Origin of the sequence: Bacillus sp. FSL M8-0071, from assembly GCF_037975455.1 — a bacterium.
GTDB lineage: Bacteria > Bacillota > Bacilli > Bacillales > Bacillaceae > Bacillus > Bacillus subtilis.
Genome location: NZ_CP150256.1, coordinates 1,840,133 through 1,862,012, shown reverse-complemented (window position 1 = coordinate 1,862,012; position 21,880 = coordinate 1,840,133). Strand labels below are relative to the sequence as shown.

Below are 21,880 nucleotides of genomic sequence, written 5' to 3'. Positions count from 1 at the left end.
AAACCGGGTTTTTTTATTCAAGAATATCAACAACAAACTGTGACCATGTTTCCAGACGGTTGTAGATGTCATCCTGTTTTAATTCAGAAACTTTCATCCATTTACCCGCAATTTGTTCTTTCTCCTTCACTTCCACTTGTGCGCCAGGCTTTAATTGAAGCGCAGAAAGAATACCGATATGCACTTTGCCAACACTATTTTCATCATCATTGATCAATCCCAGTGTGACAATCGCCTGTTTATCTTCTTCATTTATTTGCAGTTCTTCCTCAAGCTCACGGTCTGTGTTCAGCTTTAAGACTTCAGCAAATGAAGCTGCCCCTTCGATGGCGTTCATATGACCGCCAAAGCCGAGAGAAAGCTTGTTGTGCAGTCGTGATTCACCGCCGCCAGCCAGCCGCTCGTAAAGAAAAACTTCATCTTCACGCTTAATGACGACATAAGGTATCGGCTGCTTGAAACGCGGATCTTCTTCTGCGTCCCCTCTTCTCATTTCACGATAGGCCGCTTCAATCTGAGCCATGATTTCGGCTACTCTGCTATCTTCACTGTACACGCCCTGGAAGGTTAAGCTTTCTTTCTTAAACACATCATCGCGCGGGGCAACTAAAATCATTTCGTCCATTTTTCCCATGGGTACTGCGTCCTCCTCATTTGAACCTTCAAGCCGAAAAGAGCAGATATTATATCTGCTCTTTTTCATCTTCAAAATAAAAGTCATCATCTTTGAGCGGCTCAACTGTCGCTTTTTTATAACCATTCCCCTTCATAGAGAAGAAGTCATGCGATTTTGTTTTTGTGTTTAATCCGTTTAATACGATCGGATTAATATCTTCCTCTTCGAAGTATGGATCAAATCCAAGATTCATCAGCGCTTTATTCGCATTATAGCGGATGAATTTCTTTACATCGTGTGAGAGTCCGACTTGATCGTACAAGTCCTCTGTATACTCAAGCTCATTTTCATATAACTGATTCAGAAAGTCAATCGCAAATTCACGAAGCTCTGCTTTTTTCTCTTCTGTCTGTTTATTATAAATTTCCTGAGCAAGGAGACCGACATACACGCCGTGAATCGCTTCGTCACGAAGGATCAGGTTAATGATCTCACCGCTTTGCATCAGTTTTCCTTGTCCGTAGAAATATAACGGATAATAGAAACCGCTGTAGAAAAGGAAGCTTTCCAGATAGACGGAAGCAACCATGGCTTTGAACAGTGAAATTTCATCATCTTTTTGAATGGCGTTGTAAAGCCCGACAATCATTTGCGCTTTTTTCTGCAAATATTTATTTTGTTTAACCCATTCAAATACTTCATTGATCGTTTCAGTCGGTGCAAGGGTCATGAAAATATTAGAGTACGACTTCGCATGGACAGCGTTCTCCATCATCGCCATAAAGTTCAGCACCGCTTTCCGCTGGTGGCCGTCTACGTGTTCAGCCACGATCGGCATCCCCGTATTCCCCTGCTCTGTATCAAGAAGCGTAAGTCCGGCCAGTACCTTCATATAAGTATCCTGCTCATTTTTTCCGAGGTACTTCCATGTGAGGAGATCGCCGTTTAAAGCAATCTCTTCCGGAAGCCAGAACTGTTTCACGTTTTGGTTATAGAACATTTGGGTAAAATCGTCTTCATGCTTTGACCAGTTTGCTGCGTCATAAATTTTTGTCACTATAAACTCTCCTTTAATCAAACAACACAAGAAAGGCAGCTGTCTTGCCCAGTATCTTTCGTTCTTGCATAGTAAATGGTTTTAATTCCTCTATGATGTGCATACAGATCGATTCGGTTTAAATCACGGGTCGTCATTGTGTCTTTTAAGAACAATGTAAAGCTGATTCCCTGATCAATGTGCTGCTGGATAGTGGCGATCATATCCACAACCTTGAACATGTCCATATCGTAGGCTTCTTTATAGAAGAACCAGTTATTAGATGCAAGCCCAGGCATTGGGTAGTACGTTTTTGAGTTGCCGTATGTTCGTTCTTCAATGCGTTCCATAATCGGCATAACAGACGCCGTACTTGATTGGACGTATGAGATAGAGCCTGTCGGCGCAATGCATAATCTGTAGCTGTGATACATACCGTGTTCAGCCACAAATGCTTTTAGCTTTTTCCAGTCCTCTGTCGTCGGGATATGCATACCCTCAAACAGATTAGCGATTTTTTCATATTTCGGTGAGAAATCAGTAGAAACGTATTTGTCAAAGTATTCACCTGTCGCATAGGTTGAGCCTTCATATTGATCAAACGTTTCACCCTTCTCTTTTGCGATTTCCGCAGAACGCTGGATGGAGTAGAAGTTCACCATCATAAAGAACGTGTTTGCAAAATCACGCGCTTCCGGACTTTCATACGCAATGCCGTTTTGCGCAAGGTAGCCGTGAAGGTTCATAGCACCGAGGCCGATTGATTTCATCGCTTTGTTTGCCCGTCTCACAGCAGGCGCATTACGGATGTCAGTTGTTTCAGACACGTGTGTTAAAGAGTCTGTCGCAAGCTTGACTGTCTTTTCGATTGATTTATGCTCCATGACATTGAGAATGTTAAGCGAGCCCAGATTGCAGGAAATATCCAGACCGATTTCATCTTCTTCATCATAGTCTGTGTATGAAGAAACTTGAGATGCCTGCAGCACTTCAGAGCAAAGATTAGAAAATTTGACCTTGGAAATATGGTTATTCGCATGCACTTTATTGACGTTATCTTGGAACATGATGTATGGATAGCCTGATTCAGAACGAAGCATCGCTAATTTTTCAAGCAGTTTCCGCGGGTTGATTTTTTCCTTTTTCACCCGAGGGTTGTCGACAAACTTGTCGTACATTTCGTTCATGTCCATCTCATCCATGTGCTGGCCGTACTCTTTATAAATCGTGTGCGGGTAGAATACATAAGCCGCTTTGTCCTCGCGTGCAAGCTCAACGAACTTATCCGGGATGACAACACCGATCGAAAGCGTTTTGACACGTACATCTTCATCCGCAGAAATCTTTTTCGTATCAAGAAAATCATTGATATCGCGGTGGAAAATGTTTAAATACGCCGCGCCGGACCCTTGTCTTTGTCCCATTTGGTCAGCGTAACGGAACGCGTTATCAAGAAGCTTCATGACGCCTACAACGCCTTTTGTCGCATTCTCAACATCTTTAATGGCTTCACCTTTCGCGCGAAGCTTGGACAGGTTAAGAGAAACCCCGCCGCCAAGCTTAGAAAGCTGCATGGAGATATCGATCGCTCTTGAAATGTCATTTAAGGAATCATTGACTTCCAGCAAGAAGCAGCTCACAAGTTCACCGCGGCGTTTTCTGCCGGCGTTCAGAAATGTCGGTGTGCTCGGCTGATATTCTTGATTGATCATCAGGTTTACATATTCTTTTGCTTTCTCAGTGTCGCCGTTAGCGAAGAACAGCGCAACAATTGAGATCCGGTCCTCATAACGCTCGAGGATTTTTTTCTTGTCATTCGTTTTCAAAGCATAGTCATTATAGAATTTAAACGCACTCATGAAGGAAGGAAAACGAAACTTCTTAGCGTAAGCTGTCTTAAACACTTCTTTAATGTCTTCAAAAGAATAAAGGCTTAAGAATTCCTCTTCGTAGTATTGGTTTTCAACCAAATAATCCAGCTTCTCTTTTAAATCGTGAAAGAAGACTGTGTTTTGATTGATATAATCTACAAAATAGCTATGTACAGCCTCTTTATCCTTATCAAACTGGAATTTTCCATCTTTTTGGATCATGATTTCGTTATTTAACTGGATCCATTTTGGCACTTGATTTTGTGACAACTCTTTCTACCTCCTGAGTAAACAATTCAACGTCTTTAGATGTGCCGCTGAGTTCAAATTTGTGCAAGATCGGCACCTGATATTGTCTTGAAATGGTATCGGCGCTTTTTGCAAAGTTATCGCCCCATACTTTGTTGCCGCTCGCAGCGACTCCTAATAAGAGATGGGCGTATTTTTCGAGAAATGATTGTGTTGATGCCGGTACCTGGCCGAAGTTTGTCGTGTAGGTGACCAAAACAAACGGAGTGTCCACGTGGTCCATTTCGTCCACCTTGCGTATCTGCTGAAAGCCTGTTTTATTCACAAACCGCTGAACATTCCCTGTTTTCGAATCAAATATGATTTGTACCACGTTTTATCACGACCTATCAAAAAATATGAATCTCTCATCACTAACACTATATATAGTATACTACCCTCTAGCAAAAACACAATATATAGATTCGTTTTTATGAAAAATTCATATTTTGATCAAATCAGGCAAATGGACAGACTCATTAGGGCCCAAAAAAGAGAGCAGAACGAGAATCATCTCTCGTCCTACTCGGGGTGTCGTTTTTAGCCGATGTATATCATAACATGAAAAAAAACTGCTTAGTAGTCTAGATTTTTTTTTCTTAAGCTATCACAGCATTTTTCGCTCTCTACTGTTTCTTCTATTTCAACATCCGCGCCGATCTCTTCTAAAACCGCCTTCAAAGCAGTGATAATTGACGCTTCTCTGATTAATTCTTTTCCGTTCACAATGATACTTGTTCCGTATTCATAGCAAGAATCATCTTCGCAAATTTCTTCCCAATGATTCACGATCACTTTATGCTTCATGTTTTCACCCTCTGTTTGATCTGTGTCTGTATTTAGTTTAGCGGCTGGCATCCGCTTTGTAAATTCGAATGCTTGTGAATTTTATTCAAGCTCATCATCCGCGTATTCTTTCTTCAGCTTTACCTCATTGCGGGACTCATTATACTCATAAATTTTGATATAGCCGTCCTCCATCACGCCAAAATGGTTATGTTCAAGTGGAAACGAGGTGGGCTGAGGCGTTTCATAGTCTGAATTGCCGCTGTCTGTTTCAATAATGGTATCTTGATTCCCGCACGCCCCGAACAGTAAAAAGACAGCTATCCATACAAGTGCAATCCTGATTCGTCTCAGTTCTGCTTCACTTTCAAACAAGGTCGATCACCCCCAAATTCATTTTATACATAATATACCATTTTTACTTCCGTATGTTGTTCTCATAAAAAAAGACCGTGCCTTGGCATGGTCAGCTTACACAAAAAGCTTGGAACAAAAGTGGATTCATGTTAAAAATGGCCGCCGGGAACCCCCGGCAGCCTTTCCTCATGTCTTGACATGGCATTTTTTGATCTATTCGAGTTCAAGCTGGACGTTTTTTTGCGGCGCAAACGTTGAGATCGCATGTTTATATATAAGCTGCTGCTTACCTTCCGATTCCAACAATACGGTAAAGTTATCAAAGCCTTTCACCTGGCCCCGCAACTGAAAGCCGTTCAGCAAAAAAACAGTGACATACGTATTTTCTTTCCGGATTTGATTCAAAAACTGATCCTGAATATTAATCGGTTTCATGTTTCGTCCTCCTTGATTCTCTATATCATACATTTTCGATTAAAGTTCGAGTTTTCCTGCTATATGTGTGAAAATTTCCTTTTTTTTCAGCTCCATATCAACAGGCGGTGTCATATCGAACCATGTGACCTGCATTTTGTTGCGAAACCACGTCAGCTGGCGTTTCGCATACCGCCTCGAGTTCTGCTTTAGCTGTTCGACAGCATCGGAAAGTGTCACAAAACCGTCAAAATATGCATACAGCTCTTTATAGCCTATCGCCTGTATTGATTGACAGTCTCTCACGTTCTTGTCGTATAAGCGTTTCACTTCCGGAAGAAGGCCTGACTGCATCATCAAATCGACCCGCTGATTAATTCTTTCGTAAAGCGTGTCTCTATCCATTGTCAAGCCAATTAACACTGCATTGTACAGAAGTTCTCGTTTTTGTTCCTTCAAATGCTGGGACATCGTTTTTCCGGACGTATGTAAAATTTCCAGTGCGCGAATGACTCTTCTTGTATTATTCGGATGAATCGCAGCTGCTGCCTCGGGATCTGCTGCAGCAAGTTTGGCATGAAGAAAGTCAGCGCCTTCCCGCTCAGCGGCCATTTGCATGCTCTCTCGAAACACGGGATCATTTGCCTCTTCCGTAAATGTATAATCGTAAAGCACAGATTGTATATAAAGCCCTGTACCGCCGACAATCATCGGAAGCTTTCCTCTATTTGCAATCTCACTGATTTTATTTCTTACTAAGCTTTGATAATCGGCAGTAGAGAAAGAGTCTTGGGGATCTAAAATGTCAATCAGATGATGGGGCACTCCCTCCATCTCCTGTTCGGTAATTTTAGCTGTTCCAATATCCATCCCTTTATAAATCTGCATCGAATCTCCGCTGATAATTTCCGCGTTTAAGGATTTGGCTAGCTGAATACTTAAATTGGTTTTCCCCACTGCCGTCGGTCCGACTAAAATGACAACGGGCTGCTTCGTATTATTCAATATGTATCACTCTCTTTTATAAATCTCCCCCCATTATAGCATTCAACATGGACAACCACCTATCCATTTTGCCCTTTTTTTGCATCGGTAAACATCCTTCTACCAGCCGAGCGGCTCATTGCCGACAATTTCCCTTGTCTTTCCTTTCAGGGTATGACGATGCGTTTTTCTTCTGTCATCTCCGGGATCGTACACAACCCCTCCGTACTGGATCTCAATCGGCTCGTTATAGGCCAGATATGTCGTTTCTTCGATTTCATGATAATGTGTGCCATCTGCTAAGGGAATCGCCGGCCCTGAGATTCCGTAATACCGATGAAAATGGCCGTTTTCAAATGAAGTGATCCCTGTATAGTAATGTGTATGCTGATCGGTATTTGATCCGTTTGCCGGCTGAGTAAACCCTTCAATGAGATGATAATGGCCCTGTTCTCTCGTTGTTTTGACATGATAGGCATGTGCGTGGGGCGGTGCTTTTGACCAGTCAGACTGATACAGGCCCAATGTGTTCACATCCTCCTTTTTCTCGATTCGCCCAATCAAATCCGGGCAGGGTGAATACACTGCATCATCTACACTTTATTACAGGAGGAAAGAAAACATGAACGAGTTAGAGCATTTCAGCCCTGAAGATACAAGAATATTTGGAAGACCGTTCGGATTCGGGAGACCATTTGGGTTTGGAAGACCGTTCGGGTTCGGTTACGGGTTTGGAAGACCCGGATTTGGTTATGGGTTTGGCCGGCCATTCGGATTTTTTGGAGGACCGTTTATCGGCGGCCTTGCAGGCGGGCTTATAGGAAGCGCTTTATTTAATCCTTATTTTTATGGCGGATACCCCTATTATCCGTATGCCCCGTTCCCTTATTATTATTAAACGCAAAAGGCCCCTTAAAAAGGGGTCTTTTTAAGTGTGTGAAAATGAATCTCTTGACTCATACATAGGCATACACTAATATTTTTCTAGCTGAAGTTTTTTTTCTAATCTAAAAATATAGTGAGGAGAATTCATGATGTTGATAGGATATATATTCCTCACGATTGCCATATGTTCGGAATCGATAGGAGCAGCCATGCTGAAAGTATCTGATGGCTTCAAAAAGTGGAAGCCAAGTGCTTTGGTCGTTATTGGCTATTCCCTCGCCTTTTATATGCTGTCCCTGACTTTAAACCATATTCCCCTGAGCCTCTCCTATGCGACTTGGAGCGGGGCAGGCACGGTGCTGACGACAGTGATCGGAGTAAAATGGTTCAAGGAAGATCTGAATGCCAAAGGGCTTATCGGGATTCTTTTATTACTATCAGGGGTCGTGTTACTTAATTGGCCGTAAAGGAGTGATGAAGATGAGAGGATTGCTTTATTTGGCTCTCGCCATTGTATCTGAAGTGTTTGGGAGCACGATGTTGAAGCTTTCAGAAGGATTTACACAAGCCTGGCCCATTGCCGGAGTCATAGTCGGATTTCTTTCTGCTTTTACGTTTCTAAGCTTTTCTTTAAAAACAATTGACTTATCAAGCGCGTATGCAACATGGTCGGGCGTTGGTACCGCGCTTACAGCAATTGTCGGGTTTTTGCTTTTTGGCGAAACCATCAGTTTAAAAGGTGTATTCGGTCTCACGCTTGTCATTGCAGGCGTGGTCGTGCTAAATCAATCGAAAGCCCACGCTGAAGATAAAAAACAGACGGCCTGTGAGTGACCGTCTGTTTTCTTTATTCTCCACCCAGTTTCACAGAGGCTTCAAGCTGCAGCTCGACATTTCCTTGAATTGCACGCGAAATCATGCATGACGACTCCGCTTTTTTACAAAGCTTGTGCGCCAATGCGACGTCGTCTTGTGAAGCATCATGTTTAAGCACGACAGAGGGACGGTGAATGATCTTTTTGTATGTAAAGACTCCTTTTGTGACGTCGACAATGCCTTCTGACTCCATCTGTAAGCCTTCTTTTTCCAGCCCGCTTCTCTCCATCATCGCTGCAAGTGTAATAATGTAACAGGTCGCTGCCGCCCCGAGAAGCATTTCATCTGGGTTGGTCCCTTCTCCCGGGCCATCCATTTCTTTAGGAATGGAAATCGATGTGATCAGGTTTCCGCTTTCGATCGTACCGACATCATTACGGTTACCCGGCCAGTTCGCTTTTAAATAAAAATGATGATCTGCCATTGTTTTGCCTCCTTTTTTATCCTATTTCAGTCTACTGATCTTCTCTTATTTTGTCTTCTGATCTGCTTGTTACGAATACTCTTTTTCCAGGACACCTTTGATCGCACTGACATAAGCATAAAATTCACTGTTCTTTGTGTATTTTCTATTTTTATAATAAAAATCATCAAAAAATGCTTCTCTCTGCTCACGGCTGATTTCCAGCTGGATACTTAGCCCCGTTTCCCCTTGGTTATTAATGTTTTCGGCATTCAATCCAGCAAGACCGCTTTTAGACGACGCTAACTCAGCGGAAAACCCTCTCCGCTCAAGGGCTCTCACAATCATTTTCGCCCGCTTTCGGTCTGTTCCCCCTACAAGGGTATTCTTGTTCTCTCCTTTATATCCGTGAAAAGCCACCACATATTGATGCTCCTTGATTTTCTTTTTTGCCAATGGCTCATCAAAGTTGGTGCTTGTAATGTGCAGTGTTTGGTTATCATGGGACTTCAACCCTTCAAATAGGTATGTAGAGTATTCATTATTGAAATAACGCACAAGCTCACTTACTCCGCCTTCAATTCTTCCGCCATGCGGAGACATAATTAAGACTTTGCTTCCTTTTTTCTCATTATATGAAATATCGTAATCGGCTGGGCTCTCATTCTCTGCCAAGCTGCTGAAATTTGAATATGTATCTGGCTGATTTGATGGTTCTGGTTCCAATGAGTAATGAACATATCTCAAGAACAAGACAATGGCTAAGACTAATATGACATTTAGTAAAAATCTTCTCATGTTTAACTCCTTTCATAAGAATGGCGCGGTTCATTATATGAGGTTTAGCCAATAGGTTTTATCTTACCATTGTATACACAATATCATCAGTGAAAAAGTTCCCGGTTTCAAAAAATCAATTGATTGTCACGGTTATTAGCGGTTCATTTCAAATAAGAGTGAAAAAAGGTTGAGAGGAAAGACAAAAAAGGTAGGAACAACCTCACTTGGCAAATAAATGTATATAGGTTTAAGGAGGGTTTTAGTAACAGGCTGCCCGGTTGCTGAGACGGACAGCTGTTACCGGCCTGCAGAATAGAGATTTTGCTTATTTGTTCTCACAAAATCACAGGAGAGGATAGAGTCCAATAAAAATGTTCTGATCTGTTGTTTCGAAAAACAAAATGCTTTGATTTTCGTTTTGCTTTTCTGTCTCACAATAATCGTTCTTTTACTAATCGTTCCGTCTTTCTTCATATATATAATGCTGATTGGCATTTGGCTTTCCAAAGATCGGTGCAAGTAGAAATTCATACGGTTGCTCTCCCCTTCCCAGTTTGATATGATCACATTATAATACGAACAAACGTTCTTTTTCAATCCCCAATGATTTCCTCAGCTTCTGAATCTATCGTATCTAATGCGAAAGATTCAGAAAAACAAACTCTTGTCTGTCTCTTACAGAGGACAAACAAACTTACCAAACCTATCATCTGTTCATAGAGTATACAGAGAACCTTATAATAGGAGGAAAATACATGTTTGGGTACTCTATGGTACAAATGGTGAGAGCAAATGCTCACAAGCTAGATTGGCCGTTACGGGAAACCGTATTGCAGCTTTACAAGCCCTTCAAATGGACTCCTTGCTTCTTGCATAAATTTTTCGAAACCAAATTGCAAAACAGAAAAAAAATGTCAGTCATTATCGAATTTGAGGAAGGCTGTCACGAGACCGGCTTTCAAATGGCTGGAGAGGTGCTGCAAAAAGAAAAACGCAGCAAGTTAAAAAGCCGCTTCAACAAAATCAACTGCTGCAGCGCCGAGGTTACTCCTTCAGCATTACATTCCCTACTCTCTGAATGCAGCAATATCCGTAAAGTGTATTTAAACCGCGAAGTCAAAGCGCTTTTAGACACGGCAACCGAAGCAAGCCATGCGAAGGAAGTCGTCAGAAACGGGCAACCCCTGACAGGAAAAGGTGTTACTGTCGCTGTTGTCGATACAGGAATCTACCCGCATCCTGATCTAGAAGGAAGAATTATCGGATTCGCGGACATGGTCAATCAAAAAACAGAGCCGTACGATGATAATGGTCATGGCACACACTGTGCAGGTGATGTCGCAAGCAGCGGTGCATCCTCTTCCGGTCAATACCGCGGACCTGCACCGGAAGCCAATCTCATCGGCGTAAAGGTATTAAACAAGCAGGGTTCAGGAACGTTAGCAGATATTATAGAGGGTGTTGAGTGGTGTATTCAATACAATGAGGACAACCCCGATGAACCGATTGATATTATGAGCATGTCGCTCGGGGGCGATGCCCTTAGATATGATCATGAACAGGAAGATCCGTTAGTCAGAGCGGTTGAGGAAGCGTGGAGCGCAGGGATTGTCGTCTGTGTCGCTGCCGGAAACTCAGGCCCTGATTCGCAGACCATTGCAAGCCCGGGCGTGAGCGAAAAGGTGATTACAGTAGGTGCGCTTGACGATAACAATACTGCAAGCAGCGATGATGATACTGTCGCTTCCTTCTCAAGCCGCGGCCCGACAGTATATGGGAAAGAAAAGCCCGATATTTTAGCGCCGGGTGTTAATATTATTTCCCTTCGCTCTCCGAATTCTTATATTGATAAGCTCCAAAAGTCAAGCCGTGTAGGGTCTCAGTACTTTACAATGTCAGGAACCTCGATGGCAACACCGATTTGCGCAGGAATCGCAGCTTTAATTCTTCAGCAAAACCCGGATCTTACCCCTGATGAAGTAAAAGAGCTTTTGAAAAACGGCACGGACAAATGGAAAGATGAAGATCCGAATATCTACGGAGCGGGCGCTGTCAACGCAGAAAATTCCGTTCCCGGCCAATAAACATCATCAAAAGCCGGCAATTCTCTCTCAGCAGAACTGCCGGTTTTTTCGTTTGAATATTCATAATCATAAGGTAAAATAATGGAAAATAGATGAAGGAAGTGAAGAAAGTGCCATATTATATCTGCAATACATGCGGTGTGCAACATGCACAGACTGTAGATCCGCCCAACTCGTGTCTGATTTGCGAGGATGAAAGACAGTATATTCATCCCGATGGACAAACTTGGACAACCCTTGAAGACATGCGTGAGAAAGGAAACCTTCAAAACATCCTTAAAAAGGAAGAAGAGCATCTTTACAGCATCAAAACTGAACCAGAGTTTGCGATCGGACAAACAGCCCATCTTATCCAGCATAAGGGCTTCAATGTGCTGTGGGATTGCATGACATATCTTGACCAAAAGACAATTGACCAAATCAACGAATTAGGCGGTATTCAAGCCATCGCCTTGTCTCATCCGCATTATTACTCTACTCAGGTTGAGTGGGCTGAAGCGTTTCAGGCGCCGATCTATATCCATGAGGATGATAAAGAATGGGTGACAAGGCCAAGCAATCACATTCACTTCTGGTCAGGGGAAACGCTCAACGTGAAGCCGGGACTGGACCTTTACCGACTGGGCGGACATTTTAAAGGCGGTGCTGTTTTGCATTGGAGCAAGGGAAATGAAGGGAAAGGCTGTCTATTGACCGGAGATATCATTACGGTTGCGGCGGACCGAAACTGGGTCAGCTTTATGTACAGCTACCCAAACCTCATTCCCCTTCCCGCCTCCAAAGTTGAAGAAATAGCAGCCAAAGTAAAACCGCTTCAATTCAACCGGCTTTACAATGCTTTTTCTAAAGTTGTCAAAGAAAATGCCGGCGAAGCGGTCCAGCGTTCTGCCGTACGCTATATCAAGGCTCTCAACAGGGAATTGTTTCATACATAAAGAGTGAGGCGGCTCTTTTCCGTGTAAAAGATGCAGCAATTGGGAATAGTATCGTGTAGATCAAAAGGAGGAATATTGATGGCACACACGAATACACAGCTTTCTCAATGGCTGGAATCAAAAGTCGGCCAGACGCTTGATATTAGAAAAGGTGAATTGACCCATAATGAAGAGATATCAGACTTGGATCAGATAGTTCTCCACCTTCAAAAAGTGGCTATACGCAGTACGAATCATCCTGATGATTATGTTGCGAAAGAAGAGCTGGTTTTAGAAGGCGAAGGAACAACATTCACTGAGGACGGAAACGTACCGCTTCCGCAAAATGCCTATGAGATTCCTTTATTAGGTGACATTCATATTCACCAAGAAAACGAAGGATTGAAGGTCGTAACAGATCGTGCAGTATATACAATTGATATCCAGCACAGCTGAAAGCCACTTTCATCAAAATAATACAGCGTAGCGCCTTTGAGCTTTCGTTCAAAGGCGCTGCTTTATATCGAGCCGTTTTTTCACTTTTTTCGTTCTTCACCCTATTGAATGACTCCTAAAATAGATATATAGTTTTAGAGACAGGATTACATTTCAAATCATTCTGTTTTTTGTAAACTAGTTCAGCAATTTGATTCATCTATTTACCCTATTAGGCGAGGAGAATGCAAATGGAAAAATTGATGTTTCATCCGCATGGTAAAGAGTTTCATCACAATCCTTTTTCAGTTTTAGGACGATTTAGAGAGGAAGAGCCCATTCACCGATTTGAATTAAAACGGTTCGGAGCCACATATCCGGCCTGGTTAATTACCCGATACGATGATTGTATGGCCTTTTTAAAAGACAATCGAATTACAAGAGACGTAAAAAATGTGATGAACCAAGAACAAATCAAAATGCTCAACGTTAGTGAAGATATCGATTTTGTATCCGATCATATGCTGGCAAAAGACACACCTGACCATACCCGCCTGAGATCACTTGTTCATCAAGCATTTACTCCCCGAACCATTGAAAATCTGCGCGGCAGCATTGAACAAATTGCTGAACAGCTTTTAGATGAAATGGAAAAAGAAAATAAAGCGGATATCATGAAATCCTTCGCTTCCCCTTTGCCTTTTATTGTTATATCTGAATTGATGGGAATCCCAAAAGAAGATCGGTCACAGTTTCAAATCTGGACCAATGCGATGGTTGATACCTCTGAAGGTAATAGAGAGCTGACAAATCAGGCTCTTCGTGAATTTAAAGATTATATCGCCAAGCTGATCCATGACAGAAGAATAAAGCCAAAAGACGATTTAATCAGCAAACTTGTGCATGCTGAGGAAAACGGCAGCAAGTTAAGCGAAAAAGAGCTCTATTCGATGCTGTTCTTGCTCGTTGTAGCCGGCCTTGAAACAACTGTTAACTTACTCGGCTCAGGCACCCTCGCATTGCTGCAGCACAAGAAGGAATGTGAGAAGCTCAAGCAGCAGCCTGAAATGATCGCTACAGCGGTTGAAGAATTGCTGCGATACACCTCACCTGTCATTATGATGGCAAATCGGTGGGCCATTGAAGACTTTACATATAAGGGGCATTCGATCAAAAGAGGAGACATGATTTTTATAGGGATCGGATCTGCCAATCGCGACCCGAATTTTTTTGAGAACCCCGAAATATTAAATATAAATCGGTCGCCTAACAGACATATTTCTTTCGGTTTTGGCATTCATTTCTGCTTAGGAGCGCCTCTTGCCAGGCTGGAAGGCCACATTGCATTTAACGCACTTCTGAAGAGATTTCCTGATATTGAACTTGCGGTTGCAACTGAAGACATTCAATGGAGAAAAAATGTCTTTTTAAGAGGATTAGAAAGTCTCCCTGTTTCACTTTCAAAATAACATTCAAAACGCCCCCTTTTAAAAGAGGGGGCGTTTGTGTTTTCTCAGCGCTTCACCAATTCATCTGTTTCTTTTTCTTCCCTCGCTTCATGTTTCTTCCGGAAAGCCTTAAGGAAATTCGCATTCACTACTCCCCTGTTTGAATAGAGCTTTTCGCAAAATTCTAACAGGGCTGTTGACGCTTTCGGTTCGGTTAGTATCATGAAGTGGTTGCTTGAATCGACATCCACCAGGTGGAAATGGGGAATTTGCCGCTCCCATTCCTCCCAATAGGCAGCTTGATCAAACGGTTCTTTTTCATTTGATAAAGTGAAATAAGTGTCTAAATCACCAAAGAAAGACCTGCTTTTGTTGCGGAAATAATAACATTTTACCGTCTCAGGATCAGGGAGAGACTTAACAGTGTACGAATCCAAATCATAGGCGCGCTGTGTTTTCATCATTTGCTGAGCCTGCGCACGTATTTGTTTATCTGGTTTGTTTAGCCCTCGTTCTTTTGCCAAGTCAATCAACTCAGACAGGAATTCTTCATCCTCTAAGCTGATGTCCACCTCTTCACGGCTGATGAGAACATCCGTAAACTTTTCCCGTTTCGCAATCGATGCCAGCATCGTATTAATTGTTTGCAGCATTGACGTTTTCATAGATGCCTCATTCTCTTTTGTCTCAGAACGATATGGGGAGTCAATCATCACCATGCTTTTGACAGCAAGGCCTTGGCTTTGCAGCTGGCGAGTGACTTCATATGCAATCATCCCGCCTAAGGAATATCCGCCTACATCATAAGGACCTTCAGGCTGTATGGATCGAATGATCTCTATATAATAGGAAGCCATTTGTTCAATTCCGTGCAAAGGAGCAGAATCAGTCATGAATCCTCTGGCTTGAATGCCGTAAAAAGGGCGCTGGCTCTTTTGTGCAAATTGCTGATAGATTTCAACTCCTCCTACTCCGCCATGGAACCAAAAGACAGGGCGCCCCCGCTTGCCGTCATTTAACGGTATCAATTCCGGAAACGTGCGAGCTTGATCATTTTGTAAGGATGTATCCTCCTGTTTCTTTGCGATCAAGTCCATCATGTCCTGAACAGTATGGCATGCTTGAAGCTCCGTCAAGGCAATGAGAGGGTCCACCTTTGATTGCAATTGCTGTAATAACTGTATGCAAGAAATTGAATCAAATCCATACTGCTGCAATGGCTTATAAGGCTGCAGTTCATCCGGAGCCATCCCTAGTACATTTGCTAATATGTGATGATCGCTGCTGTTGTTGATACGCTCATCCTGTGAAACAGAAGGCGTATTCTCTACTGCTTGAAAGCCGTTCCAGCAGCTTCTCTTTTCAAATGGATAGGTTGGCAACGGTATTCTGCGGGCACCTTTTCCTTGATAAAACTTCTCCCATGGGATTTGCACCCCTTTTGTCCAGCAAAACGCGATCTTTTCAAGGTTGTTTTCAGACAACAAAGTCTCGATCACCATTTCTCTTAATGGACCATCCAGCAAGGCTTCGAGATCTGACGAGCCATTTTCTGCATTTCCGCTAAAGACAGGTACAGAACTCTTCGGCTTATTGCCTTTTTCTGCTAAGCAGTCTTGCAAGCCGATTACCAGTTCTTCTTTACTGCGGACGACGAGCGCCAGGCGGTCTTCCATTTCCTCTCGGCCGGTTTGGAGTGTATAAGCATAATCTTGTAATGACAGTTCTTGTTGTTTATTCAGATAGTCAAGCTGCTGTTGAACAATTGCTTTTAGCCTGTCTTGATTCTTTGCAGAAAGAACTACAATGTGGGCACCAATCTCACTCATACTAACCGGTGGTTTTGGTAAAGGAATATATTCTTCTAAAATGACGTGCGCATTTACGCCTCCAAAGCTATAGCTGTTGATACTCGCTCTGCGCGGAATTTTTTTGCCTGCATCGTCACTTAAATCCCTCCATTGCTGATTCTCGGCAGTCACTCGGAAACGGGTGCCCTTTAATGACACCTGGTCATTCAAAGACGAAAATCCGGATATGCCTGGTATTGTTTGATGCTTCATCGCCATGCTGACCTTCATAAGAGCAGCCATGCCTGAGACGAGTTCACCGTGTCCGATGCTCGGCTTTAAGCTGCTGATATAACATGGCGCTTCCTCCCGTACTTCCTGTGGAAGTTCCAATTCGAGCTGACTGCAGCCTGACTTTAACGCCTCTATTTCTATCGCGTCTGCCAATGGAGAGGCGATCCCATGCGCTTCTATATAGGTCACCGTTTTGGGATCAATTTGCGCTCCTTGATAAGCCTTCAGCATTGCATCCTTCATGCCGGCCGGATTTGGCGCGTGAAGTGACATTCCCCTGCCGCCATGCGATACACCTGAACCTTTAATAACCGAATAAATATGATCAGAATCTTGAATGGCTTTTTGCAATGGTTTAATGATGAGAACTCCTGCTCCTTCACTTCTGACAAAGCCATTTGCATCTGCTTGAAAGGATTTGGCCTGTCCTTTCTCACTCAAATAGCCCATTGAGTCGAAGCCAATAAAGCCTTTTGGTGAAAGCAGCAAATTCACAGCCCCGACAATGGCTTGCTCACATTCGCCGTTTCGAATGGATTGTATAGCTCTGTGCAAAGCCACTAGAGCTGAGGAACAGGCAGCTTCATAATATTCACTTGGCCCTTTTACATCAAGTGCATAGGATATACGGTTTGGAATTAGGGAAGGAACCACAGCTGTATCCGTATTGCCGGCTGCGACAAATACTCCTGTCGGGCGGCTGGATACAACCTGCCCTGTTAAGCCTGCATCTTCCATCGCCTTCCATGCATGTATCAAGAGCAGAAACTCCTGTGGGTCCATATTCGCCGCTTCTTTAGGCGATATGCCAAAAAACAGGGGATCAAACTCACCTATTCCTTCTATAAAACCGCCCCATTGAAGGCTTGATTGCCCTTCCTTATCGGCTGCGGCATATTTGCGCCAGTCCCAGCGTTCTTTCGGCACTTCAGAGACACAGTTCTTTCCTTGGACAAGGTTATCCCAAAATTCCGTTACACTGTTTGCTTTCGGAAACTGTCCCGACATGCCGATAATGGCTATGCCGTCTGCCGCGTGTTCGATTGTTTTATCCGTGTTCGTCTCGTATGCCGGAATCTGTTTCATTTGGTTTTCGATTTGAGCTGGGCGCTCTTCCTGCTGATGAGCTTCACCAAACAGCTGAGCAAAAGATGCTTCATGTTTGTCCGCAAAAAAGTCGATTAACTCTTGAATAGTCGGATATTCAAAAAACAGAGTCGGATTTAATTCGATCTTTGTCTCTGCTTCCATCTCCCTTGTCAGTGCAACCAATTGAGAAGAATCGATTCCAAAATCCATGATATGCGCTTTTGCAAGAGACAATTTTGACGGATCGGCCATGTATACTGCCAGTTTATCTGTTACATAGCTTCTGATACGATCTTTCAGATTGCTGGCTTTGATGGCCTTATTTTGATTTCCTCTTTGATTCGAAATACGAAGCTGTTTAAGCGAGTAGCCCGAGTAGTGCAGCACTGTTTCTGACGACTCATTGATCACATCTACATCAAACAGCAGCATGTCACCTGTATTCTTAACCAATGTAATCAAAAGCCAGCAATCCCCTTTTATCGTTTGCTTTGTAAACTGGATATCATTGATTCCAAATGGCAGGAAGCCGCCTGTCATGTCAAACTGCTCTAAGAAACTGAGGATAGCCAAGTACGCGCTGTTTGTCATCAATGGGCTTACAGTGTAATGGTGCCCGTTTGCCAGCCCGCTTTGGGGCAGGCGAATTTTTGCCAGTATAGACTTGTGATCTCTGTAGAGATGAGTAATTGTCTTAAATAACTCTCCCCATTCAGGACCGTTTCCGGTTTTATACATCTGATCGATGTGATGAAGCTTAGTTAATGAATGCTTAACGTTCTCGATATTGACTTTTTTTGGATCAAAAGAACCGATTCCGCATTGTCCGATTGCGGCAGGCTTCCACAAACCAGAGGACGGCTCGCGATACATGATTTGCAGTTCTATGACTTGATCTTTTTGCAGCGGCTTTGCCTGAATTTCAATGGTCTCGCCTTGTTTGATGACAATTGGACTGATATAACTTAATTTGCTGATACTGCCGCTGTTTTCCTCAGGGAACAGGTTAAAAAATGCTTCAATGGCCAGACTGCCATATGTGGCACCGACAAGCACCCGTTCATTGTTGAAGACGTGTCCTTGAACGTAAGGCTCATCATAAGTGAATTGATCTTGAATGACCGGTTGATTGATATTGTCTTCAACATCTGACGATTTCTCATTGATAGACGATACATCGAAATGAAATGATGTATTATGATCAAATGCATAGTGAGGTAGATGAATCCAGCCTGATCGGTTCCCTATATCAGCTTCTTTAAAAGCAATCGATGCCCCTTGTGCCCATTGCTCTGCTGCGTTTATTTCTCTATCCTTAGATGCTGATTCCGGACATGGCTGTAAATCGAATGATGTATAGATACCTTGCTGGAGTGAGCTTTCTCTTGATGTTCGGAATATCTTTAGTTTTTCGATCAGCTCTTGAGTTGATGTCACTGTAAATGCAGCCCTATGCTCTAAATTATGGTTTCTCCTGTGTAAAGCCTGTACAACGGGTTCAATATCCAGAGAAGCTTCCTTCTCTAAAAACAATTGCATATTTTCTAGATAGCTAAGCAGGCTCCATTTTGTTTTGGCTGAAAAAACGGCAGTGAATTCCTGCTGGCGGGGAGCGATATGTTCTTTCTCAGGGGCCGTCTCCATATATTCTTCTATAATAAGATTGGCATAGGCTCCCCCCGCTCCGAAGGAATTGATCATGCTTCTGCGAGGCAATTGTTTTCCAGTTTCAGGATCATTCAAGCGATGCCATGGCTCTGTTTGTTCCTGAAGATAGAAAGCCGTGTGCTCCAGCTTAATATTTGGATTGACAGGCAGCGCGTTAATTGTCGGCACCAGCGTCCCTTTCTTCATCTGCAGCAGCACTTTTGTCAGCTGAGAAATACCGGAAGCCGCCTCTAAATGCCCCAGATTGGATTTGACAGAGCCTATCGCACAAAACTGTTTCTTGTTTGTATATTGTTGAAACGCGTTTGTTAAGGCAATTACTTCAATAGGATCGCCCAGCGCCGAACCATTTGCCGCCGATTCAATATAGCCGATAGTCTCTGGATCAATGCCCGACTGCTGAATCGACTTGACAATTAACTTTGCTTGCTGCTTCGGATCTGGAGCTGTATACATCTGTCTTCCGCCGCTATGGTTGGCAAAACTGCTTTTGATCACAGCGTAAATATGATCCTGATCTTCCATCGCCTTCGAAAGTGGTTTTAACAGGACAGCTCCGACGCCTTCCCCGGGAATAAGCCCGTTTCCTGTGCCAAAACTTTTGCTTTGATTGCCGCTTCCCAGCAGATTGGCATGCTCCAAAGAATCATATTTAGAGAGATCGAGTGTTAAATTGACGCCTCCAGCAATCGCCATTGAGCAGTTTTTCAATTTCAGGCTTTCACACGCAAGATGTATGGCGTTTAATGAACTAGAGCATGCTGAGCTGACAGCGATACTCGGTCCGGTCAGGTTAAAAAAGTGGGAAACGCGATTTGCAATGTGCCAGTCTCCCCCATTTGAGCTGAGGACTGCCTGCTCTAAAGATGGGATATTCCAAAAATACTGGTTATACATATTCCCTATAAAAACACCTACTCCGTTATCATCCCGCAATTTATCCAGCCGGGTTCGCGTATAGCCGCCGTCCTCAAACGTTTCCCAGACGGTTTCTAAACATAAACGGAGTTCCGGTGTCATTTCCATCACCCGGTTTTGCTCCACCTCAAAAAGCTGATGGTCAAATGCCTCTATATCTTGTAAAAATCCGCCATAGCGTTTCTTATTTGCAGGCTTTTTTGGATCTTTTGATAATGTTTTCAATAAAGATGTGCGCCATCTGGATTCCAGTGCCTCTGTAATACAATTGTCTCCGGCGATTAAATGCCCCCAAAGCTCTTCTAAACTGTTAGACATCGGATAGCGCCCGCTTACCCCGATTATTGCGATATCTTCTGTACTAGAATCATTAAAATGTGTTCTTTGCAAATTACTTGTCTTTTCTTTTTTTAGTGGTTCGGTATTTGCTAGCTGAGTTTCAGTGACTTCCTGCTTTGTAACAAAGCGGCGTGTATGAAAAGTAAATGGCTTATTAGGATCTGTACGCTCTGTTTGAAGTGGAGCTTCATTTTTTGCAGGCTTCGTTTTTTCCTTTAACAATGCTGTCCGGAGCTTATTTTCATGCCCCTTTACTAAATATTCGACGAGTTCTTTTGTGTTGTTATGTTCAAATAAAATGGTTTTTGGAAGCTCTCCCGTCACTTTTTCTAATTCACGAATGAAATTCACCTGCAAAATCGAATCAATTCCATACTTCTCAAATGTCGTATCTTCGTGAATACGTTCTGGTGATAGTTTGATTGATTTTGCCAGCGTATGCTTCACAAATTGTGCCGTTTGTTCGATGAGAGAATCGCTTTCCTGAGAATGATCGATTTCAGCATTCATTTGTATATGGCTTGGATCTTCTTCTGCCTCCGTTCCCGTTCTCTTCTTTTGACGGACGACTCCGTTACTTTCAGCGGCAATGATCTGCTGGCCGAGCTGATGCGATTGTTCAGCCATAAAGGAAACATAGCGAAATCCCTCACTCTCAAGCACCGTTTTCCAAGTATCCGGATACAGGCCCGGGCAGCCCGGTATGCGGAGATCAGAGTCCTCATACAGCCACCAGCCCTCTAAAAGGCCGAACGTCAAATGCGAATATATATTATGATCACTTATTTCATTTAAAAGGAGCAGCCCGTTTTTTTTCAAAACTGCTTTTGCATTTCGCAATGTCTGCCGGATATTTTTTGTGGCATGAAGCACATTTGCCGCGATGACCGCGTCGTAGCCTCCCGCATCAATATGCTGTTCAGACGCCGGCTCCTCGACATTAAATCGTTTATATGTCAAATATGGATTGTCAGGACCATACTTATTTTCTGCATGCATTAAAAAAGCTTTAGACAGATCTGTATAACAATATTCTTTTATATGTGTCTGCCATGCTTTCAATTTTTGAAAAACAGCCGCGCTTGTCCCGCCGGTCCCTGCTCCGATTTCTAATATTCGAATCTTCGCCTCAGGCTCTTGCTTCAGACGTTCTTGCAGATAGGCTGTTAACGTATCTGCAAGAACATCATTAAAATAGTCTGCGACTTGATTGTTTTTATAGACCCCTTCTACTAAATCCATAGATGAATTCGGAAACAGGATATCGGTGGCTGACGCCTTGCCGGTCAGAATCTCCGGCAAGGCTTTAAGTGCTGTCTCCACCAATGTCACCATGGCTTTCATATTATGATCTTGAAGCAGGTCAGATTTTTGTTCATTCCATTCTTTCCACAGCTCGCTCATGGTGCCTATTGAGCGTGTTGGAACATATCCGTTCTCCGTTAGCTTGAGAATTTGATGCCGTTCTAAAATCGATTGGCTTTCTTCAAACCATCTGCCATAGAATTCCTCCAATACCGGCTGGGATTTACTTTCTGTGAAAAACCCTATGGACTGTAATTGTGCGAAAAGCATTTTACAGAGAATGTCTTCTGTGTTCAGCAT

The 21,880-nt window shown here is 43.1% G+C and carries 20 protein-coding genes; 7 read left to right on the top strand and 13 right to left on the bottom strand.

The window, feature by feature from the left end:
• Positions 1-13: 13 nt before the first annotated feature.
• From MKX71_RS09320 to MKX71_RS09280, 9 genes are all read right to left on the bottom strand, one after another.
• Entirely contained in the window at positions 14-634 is a 621-nt protein-coding gene (locus MKX71_RS09320; RefSeq protein WP_003245105.1) for a hypothetical protein, read from the bottom strand.
• A gap of 49 nt (positions 635-683) precedes the next feature.
• Positions 684-1,673: a class 1b ribonucleoside-diphosphate reductase subunit beta gene (gene nrdF, locus MKX71_RS09315; protein ID WP_339231981.1), complete on the bottom strand. Its 990-nt coding sequence runs from the start codon at positions 1,671-1,673 to the stop codon at positions 684-686.
• A 17-nt stretch (positions 1,674-1,690) separates the two neighbouring features.
• Positions 1,691-3,793 (bottom strand): class 1b ribonucleoside-diphosphate reductase subunit alpha, encoded by a 2,103-nt coding sequence (nrdE, locus tag MKX71_RS09310; RefSeq protein WP_014479842.1) that lies wholly within the window; start codon positions 3,791-3,793, stop codon positions 1,691-1,693.
• Positions 3,753-4,145 carry a class Ib ribonucleoside-diphosphate reductase assembly flavoprotein NrdI gene (gene nrdI / locus MKX71_RS09305; protein ID WP_003231758.1) on the bottom strand — a complete coding sequence of 131 codons (393 nt, stop codon included), beginning with the start codon at positions 4,143-4,145 and terminating at the stop codon, positions 3,753-3,755. The genes nrdE and nrdI overlap by 41 nt, the downstream gene beginning before the upstream one ends.
• A gap of 242 nt (positions 4,146-4,387) precedes the next feature.
• Entirely contained in the window at positions 4,388-4,618 is a 231-nt protein-coding gene (locus MKX71_RS09300) for a hypothetical protein (protein ID WP_003245262.1), read from the bottom strand.
• 81 nt (positions 4,619-4,699) lie between these two features.
• Entirely contained in the window at positions 4,700-4,972 is a 273-nt protein-coding gene (locus MKX71_RS09295) for a YmzC family protein (protein ID WP_014479841.1), read from the bottom strand.
• A gap of 195 nt (positions 4,973-5,167) precedes the next feature.
• Positions 5,168-5,389, bottom strand: coding sequence for an RNA chaperone Hfq (gene hfq / locus MKX71_RS09290; protein WP_003221097.1), 222 nt, complete (start codon positions 5,387-5,389; stop codon positions 5,168-5,170).
• Positions 5,390-5,428: 39 nt separating this feature from the next.
• A complete protein-coding gene (miaA, locus tag MKX71_RS09285; RefSeq protein WP_003245569.1) occupies positions 5,429-6,373 on the bottom strand; it encodes a tRNA (adenosine(37)-N6)-dimethylallyltransferase MiaA in 945 nt (314 codons plus the stop codon).
• A 99-nt stretch (positions 6,374-6,472) separates the two neighbouring features.
• Positions 6,473-6,886, bottom strand: a complete 414-nt coding sequence (locus MKX71_RS09280) for a YmaF family protein (RefSeq protein WP_003231769.1) — start codon at positions 6,884-6,886, stop codon at positions 6,473-6,475.
• An 88-nt stretch (positions 6,887-6,974) separates the two neighbouring features.
• Here MKX71_RS09280 and MKX71_RS09275 point away from each other — a divergent pair, with 88 nt between their 5' ends.
• The 3 genes from MKX71_RS09275 to ebrB all read left to right on the top strand — a co-directional run bounded on the left by MKX71_RS09275 (position 6,975) and on the right by ebrB (position 8,071).
• Positions 6,975-7,250, top strand: coding sequence for a hypothetical protein (locus tag MKX71_RS09275; protein ID WP_029317825.1), 276 nt, complete (start codon positions 6,975-6,977; stop codon positions 7,248-7,250).
• A 136-nt stretch (positions 7,251-7,386) separates the two neighbouring features.
• Positions 7,387-7,704 carry a multidrug efflux SMR transporter subunit EbrA gene (gene ebrA, locus MKX71_RS09270; RefSeq protein WP_009967307.1) on the top strand — a complete coding sequence of 106 codons (318 nt, stop codon included), beginning with the start codon at positions 7,387-7,389 and terminating at the stop codon, positions 7,702-7,704.
• A gap of 13 nt (positions 7,705-7,717) precedes the next feature.
• The gene (ebrB, locus tag MKX71_RS09265; RefSeq protein WP_003245163.1) at positions 7,718-8,071 is read left to right on the top strand and encodes a multidrug efflux SMR transporter subunit EbrB; all 354 of its coding nucleotides are present in this window, start codon (positions 7,718-7,720) and stop codon (positions 8,069-8,071) included.
• 13 nt (positions 8,072-8,084) lie between these two features.
• Here the strand turns inward: ebrB and MKX71_RS09260 are convergent, their stop codons facing one another.
• The 3 genes from MKX71_RS09260 to MKX71_RS09250 all read right to left on the bottom strand — a co-directional run bounded on the left by MKX71_RS09260 (position 8,085) and on the right by MKX71_RS09250 (position 9,827).
• Positions 8,085-8,537 carry an OsmC family protein gene (locus MKX71_RS09260; protein WP_015252044.1) on the bottom strand — a complete coding sequence of 151 codons (453 nt, stop codon included), beginning with the start codon at positions 8,535-8,537 and terminating at the stop codon, positions 8,085-8,087.
• 69 nt (positions 8,538-8,606) lie between these two features.
• Entirely contained in the window at positions 8,607-9,314 is a 708-nt protein-coding gene (locus MKX71_RS09255; RefSeq protein ID WP_003245758.1) for a poly-gamma-glutamate hydrolase family protein, read from the bottom strand.
• A 279-nt stretch (positions 9,315-9,593) separates the two neighbouring features.
• Complete coding sequence (locus tag MKX71_RS09250) at positions 9,594-9,827, bottom strand: hypothetical protein (protein WP_014476869.1); 234 nt, start codon at positions 9,825-9,827, stop codon at positions 9,594-9,596.
• Positions 9,828-10,051: 224 nt separating this feature from the next.
• Here MKX71_RS09250 and aprX point away from each other — a divergent pair, with 224 nt between their 5' ends.
• The 4 genes from aprX (at position 10,052) to MKX71_RS09230 (ending at position 14,198) form a co-directional block, all read left to right on the top strand.
• Entirely contained in the window at positions 10,052-11,380 is a 1,329-nt protein-coding gene (aprX, locus tag MKX71_RS09245) for a serine protease AprX (RefSeq protein WP_033883775.1), read from the top strand.
• 110 nt (positions 11,381-11,490) lie between these two features.
• The gene (locus MKX71_RS09240; RefSeq protein ID WP_080481022.1) at positions 11,491-12,315 is read left to right on the top strand and encodes an MBL fold metallo-hydrolase; all 825 of its coding nucleotides are present in this window, start codon (positions 11,491-11,493) and stop codon (positions 12,313-12,315) included.
• 78 nt (positions 12,316-12,393) lie between these two features.
• Positions 12,394-12,750: a hypothetical protein gene (locus tag MKX71_RS09235; RefSeq protein WP_076457692.1), complete on the top strand. Its 357-nt coding sequence runs from the start codon at positions 12,394-12,396 to the stop codon at positions 12,748-12,750.
• 230 nt (positions 12,751-12,980) lie between these two features.
• Positions 12,981-14,198: a cytochrome P450 gene (locus MKX71_RS09230; RefSeq protein WP_144482431.1), complete on the top strand. Its 1,218-nt coding sequence runs from the start codon at positions 12,981-12,983 to the stop codon at positions 14,196-14,198.
• Positions 14,199-14,242: 44 nt separating this feature from the next.
• Here MKX71_RS09230 and MKX71_RS09225 read toward each other — a convergent pair whose 3' ends face one another.
• Entirely contained in the window at positions 14,243-21,880 is a 7,638-nt protein-coding gene (locus MKX71_RS09225) for a beta-ketoacyl synthase N-terminal-like domain-containing protein (protein WP_339231979.1), read from the bottom strand.

Bases quoted from the DNA above. Each gene is read 5' to 3' on its own strand.
- MKX71_RS09320 (WP_003245105.1), bottom strand. From the start codon at position 634: ATGGGAAAAATGGACGAAATGATTTTAGTTGCCCCGCGCGATGATGTG.
- MKX71_RS09300 (WP_003245262.1), bottom strand. From the start codon at position 4,618: ATGAAGCATAAAGTGATCGTGAATCATTGGGAAGAAATTTGCGAAGAT.
- hfq (WP_003221097.1), bottom strand. From the start codon at position 5,389: ATGAAACCGATTAATATTCAGGATCAGTTTTTGAATCAAATCCGGAAA.
- MKX71_RS09275 (WP_029317825.1), top strand. From the start codon at position 6,975: ATGAACGAGTTAGAGCATTTCAGCCCTGAAGATACAAGAATATTTGGA.
- ebrA (WP_009967307.1), top strand. From the start codon at position 7,387: ATGTTGATAGGATATATATTCCTCACGATTGCCATATGTTCGGAATCG.
- ebrB (WP_003245163.1), top strand. From the start codon at position 7,718: ATGAGAGGATTGCTTTATTTGGCTCTCGCCATTGTATCTGAAGTGTTT.
- MKX71_RS09260 (WP_015252044.1), bottom strand. From the start codon at position 8,537: ATGGCAGATCATCATTTTTATTTAAAAGCGAACTGGCCGGGTAACCGT.
- MKX71_RS09255 (WP_003245758.1), bottom strand. From the start codon at position 9,314: ATGAGAAGATTTTTACTAAATGTCATATTAGTCTTAGCCATTGTCTTG.
- MKX71_RS09250 (WP_014476869.1), bottom strand. From the start codon at position 9,827: ATGAATTTCTACTTGCACCGATCTTTGGAAAGCCAAATGCCAATCAGC.
- aprX (WP_033883775.1), top strand. From the start codon at position 10,052: ATGTTTGGGTACTCTATGGTACAAATGGTGAGAGCAAATGCTCACAAG.
- MKX71_RS09235 (WP_076457692.1), top strand. From the start codon at position 12,394: ATGGCACACACGAATACACAGCTTTCTCAATGGCTGGAATCAAAAGTC.
- MKX71_RS09230 (WP_144482431.1), top strand. From the start codon at position 12,981: ATGGAAAAATTGATGTTTCATCCGCATGGTAAAGAGTTTCATCACAAT.
- MKX71_RS09225 (WP_339231979.1), bottom strand. From the start codon at position 21,880: ATGCTGAACACAGAAGACATTCTCTGTAAAATGCTTTTCGCACAATTA.